At 55.4% G+C, this 17,113-nt stretch carries 18 protein-coding genes; 12 read left to right on the forward strand and 6 right to left on the reverse strand.

The annotated features are described in order from the left end of the window. Positions 1-28: 28 nt before the first annotated feature. From rng to csrD, 6 genes are all read right to left on the reverse strand, one after another. Positions 29-1,498 carry a ribonuclease G gene (gene rng, locus ACOYA6_RS18940; protein WP_039030638.1) on the reverse strand — a complete coding sequence of 490 codons (1,470 nt, stop codon included), beginning with the start codon at positions 1,496-1,498 and terminating at the stop codon, positions 29-31. Beyond that, on the reverse strand, positions 1,488-2,081 hold the full coding sequence (locus ACOYA6_RS18945) for a Maf family protein (RefSeq protein ID WP_039030639.1): 594 nt from the start codon (positions 2,079-2,081) through the stop codon (positions 1,488-1,490). The genes rng and ACOYA6_RS18945 overlap by 11 nt, the downstream gene beginning before the upstream one ends. 9 nt (positions 2,082-2,090) lie before the next feature. Continuing rightward, on the reverse strand, positions 2,091-2,579 hold the full coding sequence (mreD, locus tag ACOYA6_RS18950) for a rod shape-determining protein MreD (RefSeq protein ID WP_032614566.1): 489 nt from the start codon (positions 2,577-2,579) through the stop codon (positions 2,091-2,093). Next, complete coding sequence (gene mreC / locus ACOYA6_RS18955) at positions 2,579-3,595, reverse strand: rod shape-determining protein MreC (RefSeq protein ID WP_039030640.1); 1,017 nt, start codon at positions 3,593-3,595, stop codon at positions 2,579-2,581. Before mreC ends, mreD begins: the two co-directional genes overlap by 1 nt. Before the next feature lie 62 nt (positions 3,596-3,657). Beyond that, positions 3,658-4,701, reverse strand: a complete 1,044-nt coding sequence (gene mreB / locus ACOYA6_RS18960; protein WP_000913396.1) for a rod shape-determining protein MreB — start codon at positions 4,699-4,701, stop codon at positions 3,658-3,660. A gap of 279 nt (positions 4,702-4,980) precedes the next feature. After that, complete coding sequence (gene csrD, locus ACOYA6_RS18965) at positions 4,981-6,921, reverse strand: RNase E specificity factor CsrD (protein ID WP_039030641.1); 1,941 nt, start codon at positions 6,919-6,921, stop codon at positions 4,981-4,983. Between the two features lie 184 nt (positions 6,922-7,105). Here csrD and acuI point away from each other — a divergent pair, with 184 nt between their 5' ends. From acuI to ACOYA6_RS19025, 12 genes are all read left to right on the forward strand, one after another. Then, positions 7,106-8,080, forward strand: coding sequence for an acrylyl-CoA reductase (NADPH) (gene acuI / locus ACOYA6_RS18970; RefSeq protein ID WP_138370326.1), 975 nt, complete (start codon positions 7,106-7,108; stop codon positions 8,078-8,080). A gap of 77 nt (positions 8,081-8,157) precedes the next feature. Then, the gene (gene msrP / locus ACOYA6_RS18975; RefSeq protein WP_422655202.1) at positions 8,158-9,159 is read left to right on the forward strand and encodes a protein-methionine-sulfoxide reductase catalytic subunit MsrP; all 1,002 of its coding nucleotides are present in this window, start codon (positions 8,158-8,160) and stop codon (positions 9,157-9,159) included. Continuing rightward, positions 9,160-9,759, forward strand: a complete 600-nt coding sequence (gene msrQ, locus ACOYA6_RS18980) for a protein-methionine-sulfoxide reductase heme-binding subunit MsrQ (protein ID WP_039030644.1) — start codon at positions 9,160-9,162, stop codon at positions 9,757-9,759. It begins immediately after the preceding gene. Positions 9,760-9,992: 233 nt separating this feature from the next. Further along, entirely contained in the window at positions 9,993-10,445 is a 453-nt protein-coding gene (gene aroQ, locus ACOYA6_RS18985; RefSeq protein ID WP_139563721.1) for a type II 3-dehydroquinate dehydratase, read from the forward strand. Positions 10,446-10,467: 22 nt separating this feature from the next. Then, positions 10,468-10,938 (forward strand): acetyl-CoA carboxylase biotin carboxyl carrier protein, encoded by a 471-nt coding sequence (gene accB / locus ACOYA6_RS18990; RefSeq protein ID WP_039030646.1) that lies wholly within the window; start codon positions 10,468-10,470, stop codon positions 10,936-10,938. 10 nt (positions 10,939-10,948) lie between these two features. Then, positions 10,949-12,298 carry an acetyl-CoA carboxylase biotin carboxylase subunit gene (accC, locus tag ACOYA6_RS18995; RefSeq protein ID WP_039030647.1) on the forward strand — a complete coding sequence of 450 codons (1,350 nt, stop codon included), beginning with the start codon at positions 10,949-10,951 and terminating at the stop codon, positions 12,296-12,298. 108 nt (positions 12,299-12,406) lie between these two features. Further along, positions 12,407-12,652 (forward strand): YhdT family protein, encoded by a 246-nt coding sequence (locus ACOYA6_RS19000; protein WP_039030648.1) that lies wholly within the window; start codon positions 12,407-12,409, stop codon positions 12,650-12,652. Further along, positions 12,642-14,093 carry a sodium/pantothenate symporter gene (panF, locus tag ACOYA6_RS19005; RefSeq protein WP_138370329.1) on the forward strand — a complete coding sequence of 484 codons (1,452 nt, stop codon included), beginning with the start codon at positions 12,642-12,644 and terminating at the stop codon, positions 14,091-14,093. Before ACOYA6_RS19000 ends, panF begins: the two co-directional genes overlap by 11 nt. A gap of 11 nt (positions 14,094-14,104) precedes the next feature. Then, positions 14,105-14,986 (forward strand): 50S ribosomal protein L11 methyltransferase, encoded by an 882-nt coding sequence (gene prmA / locus ACOYA6_RS19010; protein ID WP_138370330.1) that lies wholly within the window; start codon positions 14,105-14,107, stop codon positions 14,984-14,986. Between the two features lie 377 nt (positions 14,987-15,363). Continuing rightward, positions 15,364-16,329: a tRNA dihydrouridine synthase DusB gene (dusB, locus tag ACOYA6_RS19015; RefSeq protein ID WP_039030651.1), complete on the forward strand. Its 966-nt coding sequence runs from the start codon at positions 15,364-15,366 to the stop codon at positions 16,327-16,329. A gap of 23 nt (positions 16,330-16,352) precedes the next feature. After that, a complete protein-coding gene (fis, locus tag ACOYA6_RS19020; protein ID WP_000462905.1) occupies positions 16,353-16,649 on the forward strand; it encodes a DNA-binding transcriptional regulator Fis in 297 nt (98 codons plus the stop codon). A 200-nt stretch (positions 16,650-16,849) separates the two neighbouring features. Next, the gene (locus tag ACOYA6_RS19025; protein WP_039030652.1) at positions 16,850-17,014 is read left to right on the forward strand and encodes a DUF2556 family protein; all 165 of its coding nucleotides are present in this window, start codon (positions 16,850-16,852) and stop codon (positions 17,012-17,014) included. The last annotated feature ends 99 nt before the right edge of the window (positions 17,015-17,113 follow it).

A 17,113-nucleotide genomic window follows, 5' to 3' on the forward strand; every position in this document is an offset into this window, starting at 1 on the left:
CAGCCGTTTTCTCGCAGCACGCTGCGTGTTACATCATCACCACGTCAAACTGCTCCGGGTTATAGAGCGGTTCGATTTGTACTTTCACCTGTTTGCCGACAAAGATTTCCACTTCCGCAAGGGCGTGTGACTCTTCCCCTTTCAGGGCTTCCGCCACCGAAGGAGAAGCATAGACCAGGAAACGGTCGGAGTCGTAGGCGTGATGAACGCGGACGATCTCACGCATGATCTCATAGCAGACCGTTTCAACCGTCTTCACCGTGCCGCGGCCATGGCAGGTCGGGCACTCGTTGCACAGTACATGCTCCACGCTTTCGCGGGTGCGCTTGCGGGTCATTTCCACCAGCCCAAGCTGGGAGAAGCCGTTGATGCTGGTTTTGACGCGATCTTTACTCAGCGCCTGCTCCAGAGAATGCAGCACGCGGCGGCGGTGGTCTTCGTTACTCATATCGATAAAGTCGATGATGATGATGCCACCCAGATTGCGCAGACGAAGCTGACGCGCAATGGCCTGCGTCGCTTCAATATTGGTGTTAAAAATGGTGTCGTCCAGATTGCGATGCCCGACAAACGCCCCGGTATTGATATCCACGGTGGTCATCGCTTCGGTCTGATCGATAATCAGATAGCCGCCGGATTTGAGTTCGACCTTACGCTCCAGCGCGCGCTGGATTTCGTTCTCGACGTCATACAGATCGAAAATCGGCTGGCGTCCGGTGTAGTGCTCCAGCAGGCCCGGCATTTCAGGAATGTACTCGGCGGTAAACTCGAGCAACGCGTCATAGGTCAGACGGGAGTCGACGCGGATACGGTCCAGTTGGGCATCGGCGAAGTCGCGCAGCACACGCTGGGCCAGCGCCAGCTCGCCGTACAGCTGATAGCGCGTCTGGTTGCGTTTTTTACGCTCCATCACTTTGGTCCAGACGCGTTTCAGGTAGGCGGCATCCGAGGCCAGATCTTCTTCGCTGATCCCCTCTGCGGCGGTGCGAATAATAAAGCCGCCCTGCTCGTCGCAGTAAGCGCCCACCACCTTTTTCAGCCGCTCGCGCTCGCTTTCGCTCTCGATACGCTGAGACACGCCCACGTGAGAGGCGCCAGGCATAAAGACCAGATAACGGGAGGGTAAGGTGATGTCGGTGGTTAGACGCGCGCCTTTGGTACCCAGCGGATCTTTCACCACCTGCACCATAAGATCCTGGCCCTGACGCACCAGCTCGGAGATATCACGAACGGTGAACTGCTTTTGCTCTTCTCCTGCCACGCACTCGGTGTGCGGCATGATATCCGAGGCGTGCAGAAAGGCCGCTTTATCGAGTCCAATATCTACAAATGCCGCCTGCATACCCGGTAGTACACGACTGACACGACCTTTGTAGATATTGCCTACTATTCCGCGTCGCGCTTCACGCTCAATATGGATTTCCTGAAGAATGCCGCCATCAATGTAGGCCACACGGGTTTCCGAGGGCGTTACGTTTACCAACAATTCAGCCGTCATAATTATCCCTTCCCTCACGCAGTGAGTTAAAATTGCTCAGCAACTCATACGTTTCCACCAGCGGTAAGCCGACTACGGCGTGATAGCTGCCATTGATCTTCCTGACAAAACAGCCACCCAACCCTTGAATACCGTATGCACCTGCTTTATCCATAGGTTCACCGCTGGCGATATAACCGGCGATATCCTCATCAGTGAGTACTCTGAACGTGACCTCAGTGACAACCAGGCAATCGAGCACATGCTGACTGTCTGCCAGCGCGACGGCGGTCATCACCTGATGCGTTTGCCCGGACAATTTGCGCAGCATCCTGAACGCATGCTCGCTGTCGTGCGGTTTCTCGAGGACTTCACCGTTAAGGATCACGATGGTATCTGCGCCCAGCACCGGTAAATCACGCGGCACCTGCGCCACGCCTGCCTGGGCTTTCTCCCGCGCCAGGCGGGAAACATACTGCTGAGCACTTTCGCCCTCGGCACGTTTCTCTTCAATGCCGGTAACGATGCGTTCAAAAGATACCCCTAACTGTGTCAGGAGTTCCTGACGGCGTGGGGAGCCGGAAGCGAGATACAAAGACGTCATAGAAACCTTTTATTGCACGGCAAATTGCTGGCGGACCTTACGCATCAGCAGGAATAACCATGGCCAGAGCACACCGTTTACTACACTACTCCAGAACACTTCCGGACGGAAAGAGACGTTGATCACTAAAAACTCTGCCCAGAAAACAATGATATCCGCGGCCATAGATAACAACATCACCACCAGCGCCTGTTGCCAGAGCGCCAGATTACGAAAGAGCTGGAATTTCAGTGCGACCAGGTATGCGATGATACTCATGGACAGCGCGCGTACGCCAAGCGTCGAGCCACTGATCAGATCCAGTATGGCACCCATCACAAAACCTGTGCCCACATTTACGCGGTGCGGCAGGGCGAGGATCCAGTACAGCAAAATCAGCAGCACCCAGTTTGGCCGGAAAACGAGAATGTCATCCGGCCAGGGCATGACTTGCAGCAACAGCGCGATCAAAAACGAGAGCCAGATAACCCAGCGTCCCTGGCTACGGTAGCTTGCCACTATTGCCCTCCCGGGGAGAGTTGCGGTGGCGGCGGCGCATCAGGCGGTGGCTGGGTCAGCCCTGTTGCCGGCGCAGGAACTGGCGCTGGCGGCCCCATCGAGTTTGGCGCAGGCAGAACCTGCGGCATCATCTGCATCAGGCGTTCATTCGCCACGCGATGCACATCTTCCGGCGTCATTGGGTTGCTGCCGTTACGATCGGCACCCCACAACAGCAGCAGATAGCGCAGGCGCTGCAGACCCGCCGTTGGACGTGCCTGAATCACGGTGTAGGCGCGCTGGGTGTCCAGCTTCACAGAGGAGACCACCCCAACCGGATACCCTTCCGGGAAACGACCGCCCAGACCGGACGTTACCAGCACATCGCCCACGCGAATATCGGTATTCGCCGGCAGATGTTCCAGCTGCAGATCGTCCGTACAGCCGTTACCGGCGGCGATCACGCGGATGTCGTTACGCAGCACCTGAATCGGCAGCGCATGGGTCGCATCGCAAATCAGCAATACGCGGCTGGTGAGCTTGGCAACGGCCACCACCTGACCGACGACGCCTTTATCGCTGATAACAGGCTGGCCTTCGTATACGCCATTGACGCTGCCCTTGTCGATGACCACCTGATCGCTGTAGGGATCGTTAACGGTGGAGATCACCTGGGTCACCATCTTCTGCTCATCCTGACGCAGCGGGGAGCCTAAGAGTTCGCGCAGACGGGCGTTCTCCTGCTTGTACTGGCCAAGCATCAGCAGTTCGCTGTTTTTCAGCAGCAGTTCCTGGCGTAACGCGCGGTTTTCAAGTTCGAGTTGATCGCGTGAGGACAGGGTTTGCGAGACGCTGTCGAGTAATTCACGGGGACCATTTGATACAAAGTAGAAAGGACTGACGGCGGTATCCATGTACGTTCTGATCTGGCTGAACGTACCGAGGCGGCTATCGGCAATAATGACACCAAGCGCTACCAGCACCCCAAGGATGAGGCGAAACTGTAGCGACGGGCCACGGCTAAAAATTGGCTTCATAGGCTATGCGTACTCTCGCGTCAGAGAGAAAGGGTAGCCATCCGCTACCCTTTCACACCTGACTACTCTTCGCTGAACAAGTCGCCGCCGTGCATGTCGATCATTTCCAGCGCCTTGCCGCCGCCACGGGCTACGCAAGTCAGTGGATCTTCAGCAACTACGACAGGAATACCTGTCTCTTCCATCAACAGGCGGTCGAGGTTACGCAGCAGCGCACCACCACCGGTCAGAACCATACCGCGCTCGGAGATATCGGAAGCCAGTTCCGGCGGGCACTGCTCGAGGGCAACCATGACGGCGCTGACGATACCGGTTAACGGCTCCTGCAGCGCTTCGAGGATCTCGTTGGAATTCAGGGTAAAGCCACGCGGAACGCCTTCTGCCAGGTTACGGCCGCGAACTTCGATCTCGCGAACTTCGTCACCCGGGTAAGCAGAACCGATCTCGTGCTTGATACGCTCTGCGGTGGCTTCACCGATCAGAGAGCCGTAGTTACGGCGAACGTAATTGATGATCGCTTCGTCGAAGCGGTCGCCGCCGATACGTACGGAAGAGGAGTAAACCACACCGTTCAGGGAAATAACGGCCACTTCAGTGGTACCGCCACCGATATCGACGACCATGGAACCGGTTGCTTCGGAGACCGGCAGACCGGCACCGATTGCTGCAGCCATTGGCTCTTCGATCAGGAAGACTTCACGCGCACCAGCGCCCTGAGCGGATTCACGAATAGCACGACGTTCAACCTGGGTAGCGCCAACCGGCACACACACCAGAACACGTGGGCTCGGACGCATAAAGCTGTTGCTGTGCACTTGCTTGATAAAGTGCTGAAGCATTTTCTCAGTCACGAAGAAGTCAGCGATAACGCCGTCTTTCATCGGACGAATGGCAGCGATATTACCCGGCGTACGGCCAAGCATCTGCTTAGCGTCATGGCCTACAGCCGCTACGCTTTTCGGTGAACCAGCACGATCCTGACGAATGGCCACAACTGAAGGCTCATTCAGTACGATGCCTTGTCCTTTTACATAAATGAGGGTATTCGCGGTACCCAGGTCAATGGACAGGTCATTGGAAAACATGCCACGAAATTTTTTCAACATACTAAGGGATAATCCTGAAAGCTGGGGCGGAAAACAAAATCCGCTTACTTTACCAACCACACGCAGCAGCGACAAGGCGCAAAAATCGCCTGCTACGGTGAAAATTTGTGCAGCACGTTTCCTTTGTTACAAATCGTCGCCTGACTCCCTCAGGGCTGAGAAAAAACAGCCTTCCTCACGTTCATTTGTAACCCGTTAAAGGTCGTTCACTGTCATTTTGCTCGTCATACATCACGCTACAGGCGCGATATTCTACGTGAAAACTTACCAAACGGCAGGTTAAACAGAGTATCTTTGCGAATATTTTTTCACATTGCTGTCAAGAGGCTGAGAGGCCGCAAAAAAATCCCCCTGCCCCCCTGTCACGCCGCGCTCCGTCAACGTCTGCCATTCCGTTCGCGATCGCACACCTGTAGCAAATACACGTGTTTGCGTTCCTTTGCACGCTTCCACCAGGCTCTGCACCAGCAGCTGGTTTTCCGTGCGCTTTTCGATATTCCTTACCAGTCCCGGATGCAGCTTCAGTAACTCCACCTCCAGCGCCTTGATCCAGCTGGTGCTGACCAGCGTTAAACCCGCCTGCGTAACCGCCACGCGCGCGCCCAACGCATTAATCAACCGAACGACCGGCTGTAACCGACTGATGTGTTGACAAACATCCGCCTCTGCAAGTTCAAAAATAATCCGCTTGCGCTGCGATTTTTCACATTGCATCAACACATCCCGCAGCCAGCGCTGGAATCGCGGGCGGATCAGGGACTCAACCGTGACCTGCAATGCCAGGTGCTCTTCGGGCCAGAAGGATAAGAATGGCATCAATCGCGATATTTGCTGGCGATCGTACTCTTCGGACAGGCCAAACTGCAGCACCATCGGGAGATACTCCGCCGACACCACCTCTTCGTTGCCGTCGAAGATCCGGCACAGCAGCTCCCGGTGATGAACCTGGCCGCTGGTCAGCACCGCCGGTTTTTGATAAATCCGCGGCCCGCCGCGGGTAAGCATCTGCTCAATTAAGGTTCGCCAGCGCACGTTGCCGCGCCCTTTTTCAGGCAGGGAGTCATCATAAACCGCCCAGCCGTTCGCCCCCTGCAACACCGCATTGCGGGTGGCGGCTTCGGCATGCTCCATCACCTGCTCGGTGGACTGGCCCCCGCGCCAGGCGCAAATGCCAATATGCACCATGTCTTCGCGATCGAGCATTTTGCTCGGCGGCAGCGCATCCACTGATTTCAACAGCAGGCTGGCGATACTTTCGGACTCTTTCAGGGTGCGGTGCGGCAGTAACACGGCGTAATCACTGCGGTGATAGCGTGCCAGCAGTGCGCCGGGATAGCGCATAATAAAGGTGGAGAGCATATTGATGAGCGTAAACAGGTGCTCCTCTGCCACCGCCCGCCCCCAGTTATCTTTCAGCAGATCGAAGTCCGGCAGACGGACAATCATCACCACCCCATGGGTGCCCACGTTCTCCTGATCTTCCAGCAAGGTGCCCAGTTGGTTATCAAAGAACAGACGATTATTAAGGCCGGTTTTGTTGTCCTGGGCGGCATAGGAGCGGATCAGCGTGTCGATACGGCTACGCTGGTCGCTGGCAAACTGGATTTCGGAGAGCAGGACGTCCAGCGCGCTGCTGGTGCGCGATGGCCATTCATAAACCGAGCCGCGCACCTGCGCGCCGCGTTCCCCGTTGAGGATCCGCGCTGAACGCGACTCCAGCAACTCCTGTCCAGAGAGCTGACGCCGTAGCCAGCGCACCGCCAGGAAGATCAGCACCACCACGAAGAATACCGCCAGAGTCAGCGGCGCGGTGGTCATCATGGAACGAAAATAACTGGTCATTGGGTCCTGATAGACCAGGCTTATCGTCAGACCGGGATTTTTCAGGGAGGGGACGGTGAGCTCGAGCGTCTGGGGAGCAGAACCCGCCTGTCGGTAATAGGTTTGCCCGGTATGGCTTAGAAGGATGTGATCGCCCTGCTTAATCTCCACCCGCGTGATATCCACCGGGGCCATGAGTTCATCCAGCTCGCGGGTAAGTTCTGGAAAGGGGGTGCTGACAAGGCGGGCATCAATCACCGACGCCACGGAATGGACGCGGTTCGCAAGCTTCCCCTGGATCGCATTATAGAAACTGAGCGAGCAGCCAATAAAGATGACAAAAATGGTCATCCCGGTAAGCAAGGAGATAAAAGCGGAGAACTTCGTCGATAATCGCATCCTTGAGATTACTCCGTGAGTTGGTGAGGATAGCAAGTGAGTACTAACTTGCAATACGGCATCGGCATACTACCAAATCAGGTGTATCTGGCAATTTATTGCGTTAAATCGGCATCGCATGTCATTGAGCGAGTATAGTCTTCAAAAATTTTTTTCCAATCATCATCCCAGGTAAGGAATTCGTATGCAGGCTTTGATCTTAGAACAGCAGGAAGGCAAAACTCTTGCATCAGTGCAATCTATTGAGGAGAGCCGTCTGCCTGAAGGTGCCGTGACCGTTGACATCGACTGGTCCAGCCTTAATTACAAAGACGCCCTCGCCATCACGGGCACAGGCAAAATCATCCGCAATTTCCCAATGGTTCCAGGTATCGATTTTGCCGGGCGTGTACACGCCAGCGAAGATCCGCGTTTTCATGTGGGCCAGCAGGTGCTGCTGACCGGCTGGGGCGTGGGCGAGAATCACTGGGGCGGGCTGGCGGCACAGGCGCGCGTCAATGGCGACTGGCTGGTGCCAATGCCAGACGGGCTCGATGGCCGCAAAGCGATGATCATCGGCACCGCCGGTTTTACCGCCATGCTGTGCGTGATGGCGCTGGAAGAGGCCGGCGTACGCCCTGAATCTGGTGAAGTAGTGGTGACGGGCGCCAGCGGCGGCGTCGGCAGCACAGCGGTTGCCCTGCTGCATAAGCTGGGTTACCAGGTCGCGGCGGTATCCGGCCGCGAAAGCACCCACGACTATCTGCGAAGCCTTGGTGCCAGCCGCATTCTGGGCCGGGATGAGTTCGCCGAGACCCGTCCGCTGGAAAAACAGATCTGGGCCGGGGCCGTTGATACCGTGGGCGACAAAGTGCTGGCGAAAGTGCTGGCGCAGATGAACTACGGCGGCTGCGTGGCGGCATGCGGTCTGGCGGGCGGTTTTGCCCTGCCGACCACGGTGATGCCGTTTATTCTGCGCAACGTCCGTTTGCAGGGAGTCGATTCCGTGATGACCCCTGCTGAACGCCGGGCACAGGCCTGGGAGCGACTGGTTCGCGATCTGCCTGCCTCCTTCTACGCGCAAAGCGCCACGCAGATTAGCCTTGAACAGGCACCGGAGTATGCCGCGAAAATCATCAGCAACCAGATCCAGGGCCGTACCCTGGTGAAGCTCGCCTAATCTTCAAATTTTCGTGACATATTCGCTTTAACCCTTCTCCTCCGTCATGCTTAGAAAAATGCATGACGGAGGAAGCCATGAAAGTGAAACCCCTGACGGAAGCCGATATCACTGCGGAATCCGTTTTTATGCTCAAGCGCCGCCAGATCCTCAAGATGCTGGGGATAGGCGCCGGTGCGCTGACGCTCTCACCCCTCGCCCAGGCCGATCTGCTGGACTGGTTTAAGGGCAACGATCGTCCGAAAGCGCCCCCAGGAAAGCCCCTCACCTTTACCCAGCCCGCGCAGTGGCAAAGCCAGCTGGCGAAAACCCCGGAAGAAAAAGTGACGGGCTACAACAACTTCTATGAGTTTGGCCTGGATAAAGCCGACCCTGCCGCCAACGCCGGTAGCCTGAAAACCAACCCCTGGACGCTGAAAATCGACGGCGAAGTGGCAAAACCGCTGACCCTGGATTACGACGATCTCACTAAGCGCTTCCCGCTGGAGGAGCGCATCTACCGCATGCGCTGCGTCGAGGCCTGGTCGATGGTGGTGCCGTGGATCGGTTTTCCGCTGCATAAACTGCTGGCCCTGGTGGAGCCCACCAGCGATGCGAAGTATGTCGCCTTTGAGACCCTTTACGCCCCGGAAGATATGCCCGGCCAGAAAGACCGGTTTATCGGCGGCGGGCTCGATTACCCGTATGTAGAAGGGTTACGTATTGATGAGGCGATGCATCCCCTCACGCTGCTCACCGTCGGCGTGTATGGTAAAGCGCTCCCGCCGCAAAACGGCGCGCCCATCCGCCTGACCGTACCCTGGAAGTATGGCTTCAAGGGGATTAAATCTATCGTCAGCATCAAGCTGACCCGCGAGCGTCCGCCGACTACCTGGAACCTGGCCGCACCAAACGAGTACGGTTTTTACGCCAACGTGAACCCGCACGTCGATCACCCGCGCTGGTCGCAGGCCACGGAGCGCTTTATCGGCTCAGGCGGTGCGCTGGACGTGAAGCGCCAGCCCACGCTGCTGTTTAACGGCTATGCCGATCAGGTCGCATCACTCTATCGCGGCCTCGACTTAAAGGAGTTTTTCTAAGTGCGTCTGACGGCAAAACAGATTACCTGGCTGAAGGTGGCCCTGCATCTTGCAGGGTTGCTTCCTTTTATATGGCTGTTCTGGGCCGCCAGCCACGGCGGCTTCAGCGCCGACCCGGCCAAAGATATCCAGCACTTTACCGGCAGGACCGCGCTGAAGTTTTTACTGGCGACTCTGCTGGTGTCGCCCCTGGCGCGCTACGCAAAACAGCCGCTGCTGATCCGCACCCGCCGTCTGTTAGGCCTGTGGTGCTTCGCCTGGGCGACGTTACATCTCACCAGCTATGCGTTACTGGAGCTGGGCATTAATAATCTGGCCCTGCTGGGGAGCGAACTGGTGACCCGTCCTTACCTGACGCTCGGGATTGTTAGCTGGGTGATTTTGCTGGCATTAACCCTCACATCCACGCAGTACGCCCAGCGAAAACTGGGAAGGCGCTGGCAACTTCTGCATAATTTTGTCTATCTTGTCGCGATCCTCGCGCCCATCCACTACCTTTGGTCAGTGAAAATCCTCTCGCCGCAGCCGATCGTCTATGCGCTGCTGGCTGTAGGGCTTCTGGCATGGCGATATAAGAAGTTTCGCCAGTGGTGGCGATAATGAACGAAACTGTGCTTATTCCCACAGATCGTTTACCCTTCCCGGGCATTTATCCGAATGCTGTTGATAATCTTCCCTGATAAGACCAGTATTTAGCTGCCAAATGCTACGAAATCGTTATAATGTGCCACTTTGGTTTCCCCGACGGGTTTTTCGTAGCCTGAGAGGGTGACAATCGCGCATCGAAGGTATATTTTGTTTTTTACCGTAGATTCGCAGGAGATAGCGGCACAATGGCTGACAAGTTTCACATCTTAGTTTTGAACGGGCCGAACCTGAATATGCTCGGCACCCGTGAACCCGAGAAGTACGGCACGCTGACGTTAACCGAGATTGTTAACCGTTTGGATAGCGAAGCAGCGGCGCTTAATGTGGAACTTGACCATTTTCAGTCGAACGCGGAGTACGCACTCATCGACCGAATTCATCAGGCTAAAGACACCACGGACTATATCTTGATCAATCCGGCCGCGTTTACGCACACCAGTGTTGCTATTCGCGACGCGCTGCTGGCAGTGAGCATCCCGTTTATTGAGATCCACCTCAGCAACGTGCATGCGCGGGAGCCGTTCCGCCACCACTCCTACCTGTCGGATATCGCCGCTGGCGTTATCTGTGGACTGGGGGCTGACGGTTATTCATTCGCTTTACAGACAGCGGTAAAACGCCTGTCACAATCACACTAAACAAAGAGTACGGAACCCACTCATGGATATTCGTAAGATTAAAAAACTGATCGAGCTGGTTGAAGAATCAGGCATCTCCGAACTGGAAATTTCTGAAGGCGAAGAGTCTGTACGCATCAGCCGTGCAGCGCCAAACGCAAGCTTCCCGGTTATGCAACAAGCTTACGCTGCACCAATGATGCAGCAGCCAGCTCTGTCTAACGCTGTCGCGCCAGCGGCTACTCCAGCAATGGAAGCGCCAGCAGCAGCGGAAATCAGTGGCCACATCGTACGTTCCCCAATGGTTGGTACTTTCTACCGCACCCCGAGCCCGGACGCTAAAGCGTTCATCGAAGTGGGCCAGAAAGTTAACGCGGGCGATACCCTGTGCATCGTTGAAGCCATGAAAATGATGAACCAGATCGAAGCTGACAAGTCAGGTACTGTGAAAGCGATTCTGGTCGAAAGTGGTCAGCCGGTTGAATTTGACGAGCCGCTGGTCGTCATCGAGTAACGAGGCGAACATGCTGGATAAAATTGTTATCGCCAACCGCGGCGAGATTGCCCTGCGAATCCTTCGTGCCTGTAAAGAACTGGGCATCAAGACCGTCGCTGTGCACTCAAGCGCGGACCGCGATCTGAAACACGTATTACTGGCGGATGAGACGGTCTGTATTGGCCCGGCTCCGTCCGTAAAAAGCTATCTGAATATCCCGGCAATCATCAGCGCCGCTGAAATCACCGGCGCGGTGGCTATTCACCCGGGTTACGGCTTCCTCTCTGAGAACGCCAACTTTGCTGAACAGGTAGAGCGTTCCGGCTTTATCTTCATCGGTCCGAAAGCTGACACCATCCGCCTGATGGGCGACAAAGTGTCTGCGATCACCGCCATGAAGAAAGCAGGCGTTCCTACCGTACCAGGCTCCGACGGCCCACTGGGCGACGATATGGATGCTAACCGTGCCCATGCAAAACGCATTGGCTACCCGGTTATCATCAAAGCGTCCGGCGGCGGCGGCGGTCGTGGTATGCGCGTTGTGCGCAGCGACGCTGAACTGGCCCAGTCCATCTCCATGACCAAAGCGGAAGCAAAAGCAGCTTTCAGCAATGACATGGTTTATATGGAAAAATACCTCGAAAACCCACGCCACATCGAAATTCAGGTGCTGGCAGACGGTCAGGGTAACGCTATCTATCTGGCAGAACGTGACTGCTCCATGCAGCGTCGTCACCAGAAAGTGGTCGAAGAGGCACCAGCACCGGGCATCACCCCGGAACTGCGTCGCTACATCGGCGAGCGCTGCTCTAAAGCCTGTGTGGATATCGGCTATCGCGGTGCAGGTACTTTCGAGTTCCTGTTCGAAAACGGCGAGTTCTACTTCATTGAGATGAACACCCGTATTCAGGTTGAACACCCGGTTACCGAAATGATCACCGGCGTTGACCTGATTAAAGAGCAGCTGCGTATCGCTGCGGGTCAGCCACTGTCCATCAAACAGGAAGAAGTGATCGTCAAAGGCCATGCGGTGGAATGCCGTATCAACGCCGAAGACCCGAACACCTTCCTGCCAAGCCCGGGTAAAATCACGCGTTTCCACGCGCCGGGTGGTTTTGGTGTGCGCTGGGAGTCTCATATCTACGCCGGTTACACCGTACCGCCGTACTATGACTCAATGATCGGCAAGCTGATCTGCTACGGCGAATCCCGTGACGTGGCGATTGCCCGCATGAAGAACGCCCTGCAGGAGCTGATCATCGACGGCATCAAAACCAACGTCGATCTGCAGATGCGTATTATGACTGACGAGAACTTCCAGCATGGTGGCACCAACATCCACTATCTGGAGAAGAAACTCGGTCTTAATGAAAAATAAGCACAGATAAGCAGCAAAAGGCCGGTTAATCCGGCCTTTTTTATTTCTGGGGGTTGCGAAGCCCCATAAGGTACAATCCCCGCTTTCTTTTTCCACAAGGGACAAAAAATGGACAAACGTTTTGTTCAGGCCCATAAAGAAGCGCGATGGGCGCTGTGGTTAACCCTTCTTTATCTCGCTGCATGGTTAGTGGGCGCTTACCTACCTGGTTCTGCAATTGGTATCACCGGTCTCCCTCACTGGTTTGAGATGGCCTGCCTGCTGATCCCGCTGGTGTTTATTGTGCTCTGCTGGGCGATGGTGAAATTCATCTATCGCGATATTCCGCTGGAGGATGACGATAATGCAGCTTGAAGTGATCCTGCCCCTCGTCGCGTATCTGTTCATTGTTTTTGGCCTGTCCGTTTACGCCATGCGCAAACGTACCACCGGCACCTTCCTGAACGAGTATTTCCTCGGCAGCCGCTCAATGGGCGGCATTGTGCTGGCGATGACCCTGACCGCCACCTATATCAGCGCGAGTTCCTTTATTGGCGGCCCGGGTGCGGCCTATAAATATGGCCTGGGCTGGGTGCTGCTGGCGATGATCCAGCTGCCCGCCATCTGGCTTTCGCTCGGCATTCTGGGGAAAAAATTCGCTATCCTGGCGCGTCGCTACAATGCCTTGACCCTCAACGACATGCTGTTTGCCCGCTATCAGAGCCGCCTGCTGGTCTGGCTTGCCAGCCTGAGCCTGCTGGTGGCCTTCGTGGGCGCCATGACCGTACAGTTCATCGGCGGCGCGCGCCTGCTTGAAACCGCAGCCGGTATTCCCTATGAAACGGGCCTGCTGATTTTTGGTATCAGTATCGCGCTGTACACTGCCTTTGGCGGCTTCCGCGCCAGCGTGCTCAACGACACCATGCAGGGCATGGTAATGCTAATTGGCACCATCGTGCTGCTGGTGGGCGTGGTCCATGCGGCGGGCGGGTTAACCCACGCGGTGGAAACCCTGCAGACTATCGACCCGAAACTGGTTTCACCGCAGGGCGCGGACGACATTCTGTCCCCGACCTTTATGACCTCCTTCTGGGTGCTGGTCTGCTTCGGAGTGATTGGCTTACCGCATACCGCCGTGCGCTGCATCTCCTATAAAGACAGTAAAGCGGTGCATCGCGGGATTATCATTGGCACCATCGTGGTGGCGATCCTGATGTTCGGTATGCACCTTGCCGGCGCTCTGGGCCGGGCGGTGATCCCGGACCTGACCGTGCCGGATCTGGTCATTCCGACCCTGATGGTAAAAGTGCTGCCCCCTTTTGCTGCCGGGATCTTCCTTGCCGCGCCAATGGCGGCGATCATGTCGACAATTAATGCTCAACTGCTGCAAAGTTCCGCTACGATCATTAAAGATCTCTACCTGAACATGCACCCGGAGCAGATGAACAACGAGCGCCGCCTGAAGCGGATGTCCGCTGCAATCACCCTGGTTCTGGGCGCGTTGCTGCTGCTGGCCGCGTGGAGACCGCCAGAGATGATCATCTGGCTGAACCTGCTGGCGTTTGGCGGCCTGGAAGCCGTATTCCTCTGGCCGCTGGTGCTGGGGCTGTACTGGGAGCGCGCCAATGCTGCCGGTGCGCTGAGCGCGATGATCGTCGGTGGCGTGCTGTATGCCGTGCTCGCCTCCTTTAAGATCCAGTACCTGGGCTTCCATCCGATTGTGCCTTCGTTACTGCTAAGTTTGCTGGCGTTTGTGGTGGGGAACCGTTTCGGTCAACCCGCTCCGCAGACCGCCGTCATTTCTACTGATAAATAAAGAGTTTTGCCATGCCGTGGATCCAACTGAAACTGAATACGACCGGCGCTAACGCCGAAGAGATGAGCGATGCGCTGATGGAGGCTGGTGCGGTCTCAATCACCTTCCAGGACACGCATGACACGCCGGTGTTTGAACCGCTGCCGGGTGAAACGCGCCTGTGGGGGGATACCGACGTCATCGGGCTGTTTGATGCTGAAACCGATATGGCCGACGTGGTCATGATTCTGGAAAATCATCCGCTGCTGGGCGCAGGTTTTGCGCACAAGATCGAGCAGCTGGAAGATAAAGACTGGGAACGCGAGTGGATGGATAACTTCCACCCGATGCAGTTCGGCAAGCGTCTGTGGATCTGCCCAAGCTGGCGTGACGTGCCGGATGAAAATGCGGTAAACGTGATGCTCGATCCGGGCCTCGCGTTTGGCACTGGCACGCACCCGACGACCTCTCTGTGCCTGCAGTGGCTGGATGGTCTGGATCTGGACGGTAAGACGGTGATCGACTTTGGCTGCGGCTCCGGGATCCTCGCCATTGCCGCCCTGAAGCTGGGCGCGGCAAAAGCCATCGGGATCGACATCGATCCGCAGGCGATTCAGGCCAGCCGCGATAATGCCGAACGCAACGGCGTCTCCGACCGTCTTGAACTTTATCTACCGAATGACCAGCCACAGGCCATGAAAGCCGACGTGGTGGTCGCAAACATTCTGGCCGGTCCATTACGTGAACTGGCGCCGTTAATCAGCGTGCTGCCCGTTGAGGGCGGTCTGTTGGGCCTTTCCGGTATTCTCGCCAGCCAGGCTGAGGGCGTATGCGAGGCGTACGCCGATCTGTTCACTCTCGATCCGGTGGTGGAGAAAGAAGAGTGGTGCCGCATAACCGGTCGTAAAAAATAGAGGGTTATTCGTTTGCCTGTTTTTTAAACCGCTCCTATGGTTAAAGACCAGGCAACCCATAGACGAAGATCATGTTCTAAAATGAGACGCAGATCGCAAAGAACCGGGGAAATCTGCTGTTAAAAACAGCAGATTATTCGGCTTTAGGTTTCATTAATTAAGAAAAAACGAGAAGTTTTAGGAAATTGTAAGCGGCCATAAAATCGCCACTCACATTTAAGTGAATGATTTATATCGCATATAATTTTGGCTGTTGTGCTTTGTCCCTGATTCCATGATCTGTAACAGGGGATTGTTCAAAGTTTGGCCTTTCATCTCGTGCAAAAAATGCGTAAGATACGCCGCCTTGCAGTCACAGTATGGTCATTTCTTAACTCATGCGCATCGGAAACCACCAGCTCAGAAATCGCCTGATCGCAGCACCTATGGCAGGTATTACCGACCGACCATTCAGGACGCTGTGCTATGAGATGGGAGCAGGACTAACCGTTTCAGAGATGATGTCGTCTAACCCGCAGGTTTGGGAAAGCGATAAATCCCGTCTTCGGATGGTGCATATTGACGAACCAGGTATCCGCACCGTGCAAATCGCCGGGAGCGTGCCTGAAGAGATGGCAGATGCCGCGCGTATCAACGTGGAGAGTGGCGCCCAGATTATTGATATCAATATGGGTTGCCCGGCCAAAAAAGTGAATCGCAAGCTTGCAGGTTCAGCCCTTCTGCAATACCCCGACCAGGTGAAGTCAATCCTGACGGCGGTTGTCAGCGCAGTGGACGTTCCTGTTACGTTAAAGATTCGCACGGGTTGGTCGCCGGATCACCGTAACTGTGTAGAGATTGCCCAACTGGCCGAAGACTGTGGCATTCAGGCCCTGACCATACATGGACGCACACGCGCCTGTTTGTTCAACGGCGAAGCTGAATACGACAGCATTCGGGCAGTTAAGCAGAAAGTTTCCATTCCGATTATCGCGAATGGCGACATTACTGACCCGCTTAAAGCCAGAGCTGTGCTCGACTATACAGGGGCTGATGCTCTGATGATAGGACGTGCGGCTCAGGGAAGACCCTGGATCTTTCGGGAAATCCAGCATTATCTGGACACTGGGGAGCTGCTTGCCCCGCTGCCTCTGGCAGAGGTTAAGCACTTGCTATGCGCACATATTCGGGAACTGCACGACTTTTATGGTCAGGCTAAAGGGTACCGAATCGCGCGTAAACACGTATCCTGGTATCTCCAGGAACACGCTCCGGATGACCAGTTTCGGCGCACATTCAACGCCATAGAGGATGCCAGCGAACAGCTGGAGGCGTTGGAGGCATACTTCGAAAATCTTGCGTAATGAAATAAAGAGCTGACAGAACTATGTTCGAACAACGCGTAAATTCTGACGTACTGACCGTTTCCACCGTTAACTCTCAGGACCAGGTAACTCAAAAGCCCCTGCGTGACTCGGTTAAACAGGCACTGAAGAACTATTTTGCTCAACTGAATGGTCAGGACGTCAACGACCTGTATGAGCTGGTACTGGCTGAAGTTGAACAGCCCCTGTTGGACATGGTGATGCAATACACCCGTGGTAACCAGACCCGTGCTGCTCTGATGATGGGCATCAACCGTGGTACGCTGCGTAAGAAACTGAAAAAGTACGGCATGAACTAATTTCGATTAGCTAAATGCTTGTATAAAAAGGCGCTACTCGGCATGGGGACGCGCCTTTTTTTATGCCCCGCTTTCCCCCATTTTTTAACCCCCGTGACGCCGTTTCAAAGCGAAACGTAAACATCCGTCTGCCCACTTCTCAGCCGCTATTTTTCGTGTATATTTCCTGCACTCTTGTCAATTGTTCCCGGAAATTCCGAATGATCCGTAAGTATTGGTGGTTAGTCGTCTTCGCGATTAGCGTTTTCCTTTTCGATGCGCTGTTAATGCAGTGGATTGAGTTGATGTCTACGGAAACAGACCAATGCCGCAACATGAATTCGGTGAATCCACTCAAGCTGGTCAATTGCTCAGATCTGGATTAAATACCCGTTTTTCCTCGAAAAATGTGCGGATTTAAAACCCTTTGAGGCATCTCCATTGGATGATAATGTCTCAGCCCGTCTCACCCGGTATCACGTAAT

It is taken from the genome of Leclercia barmai, from assembly GCF_049312895.1.
Taxonomy (GTDB): Bacteria; Pseudomonadota; Gammaproteobacteria; order Enterobacterales; family Enterobacteriaceae; genus Enterobacter; species Enterobacter barmai.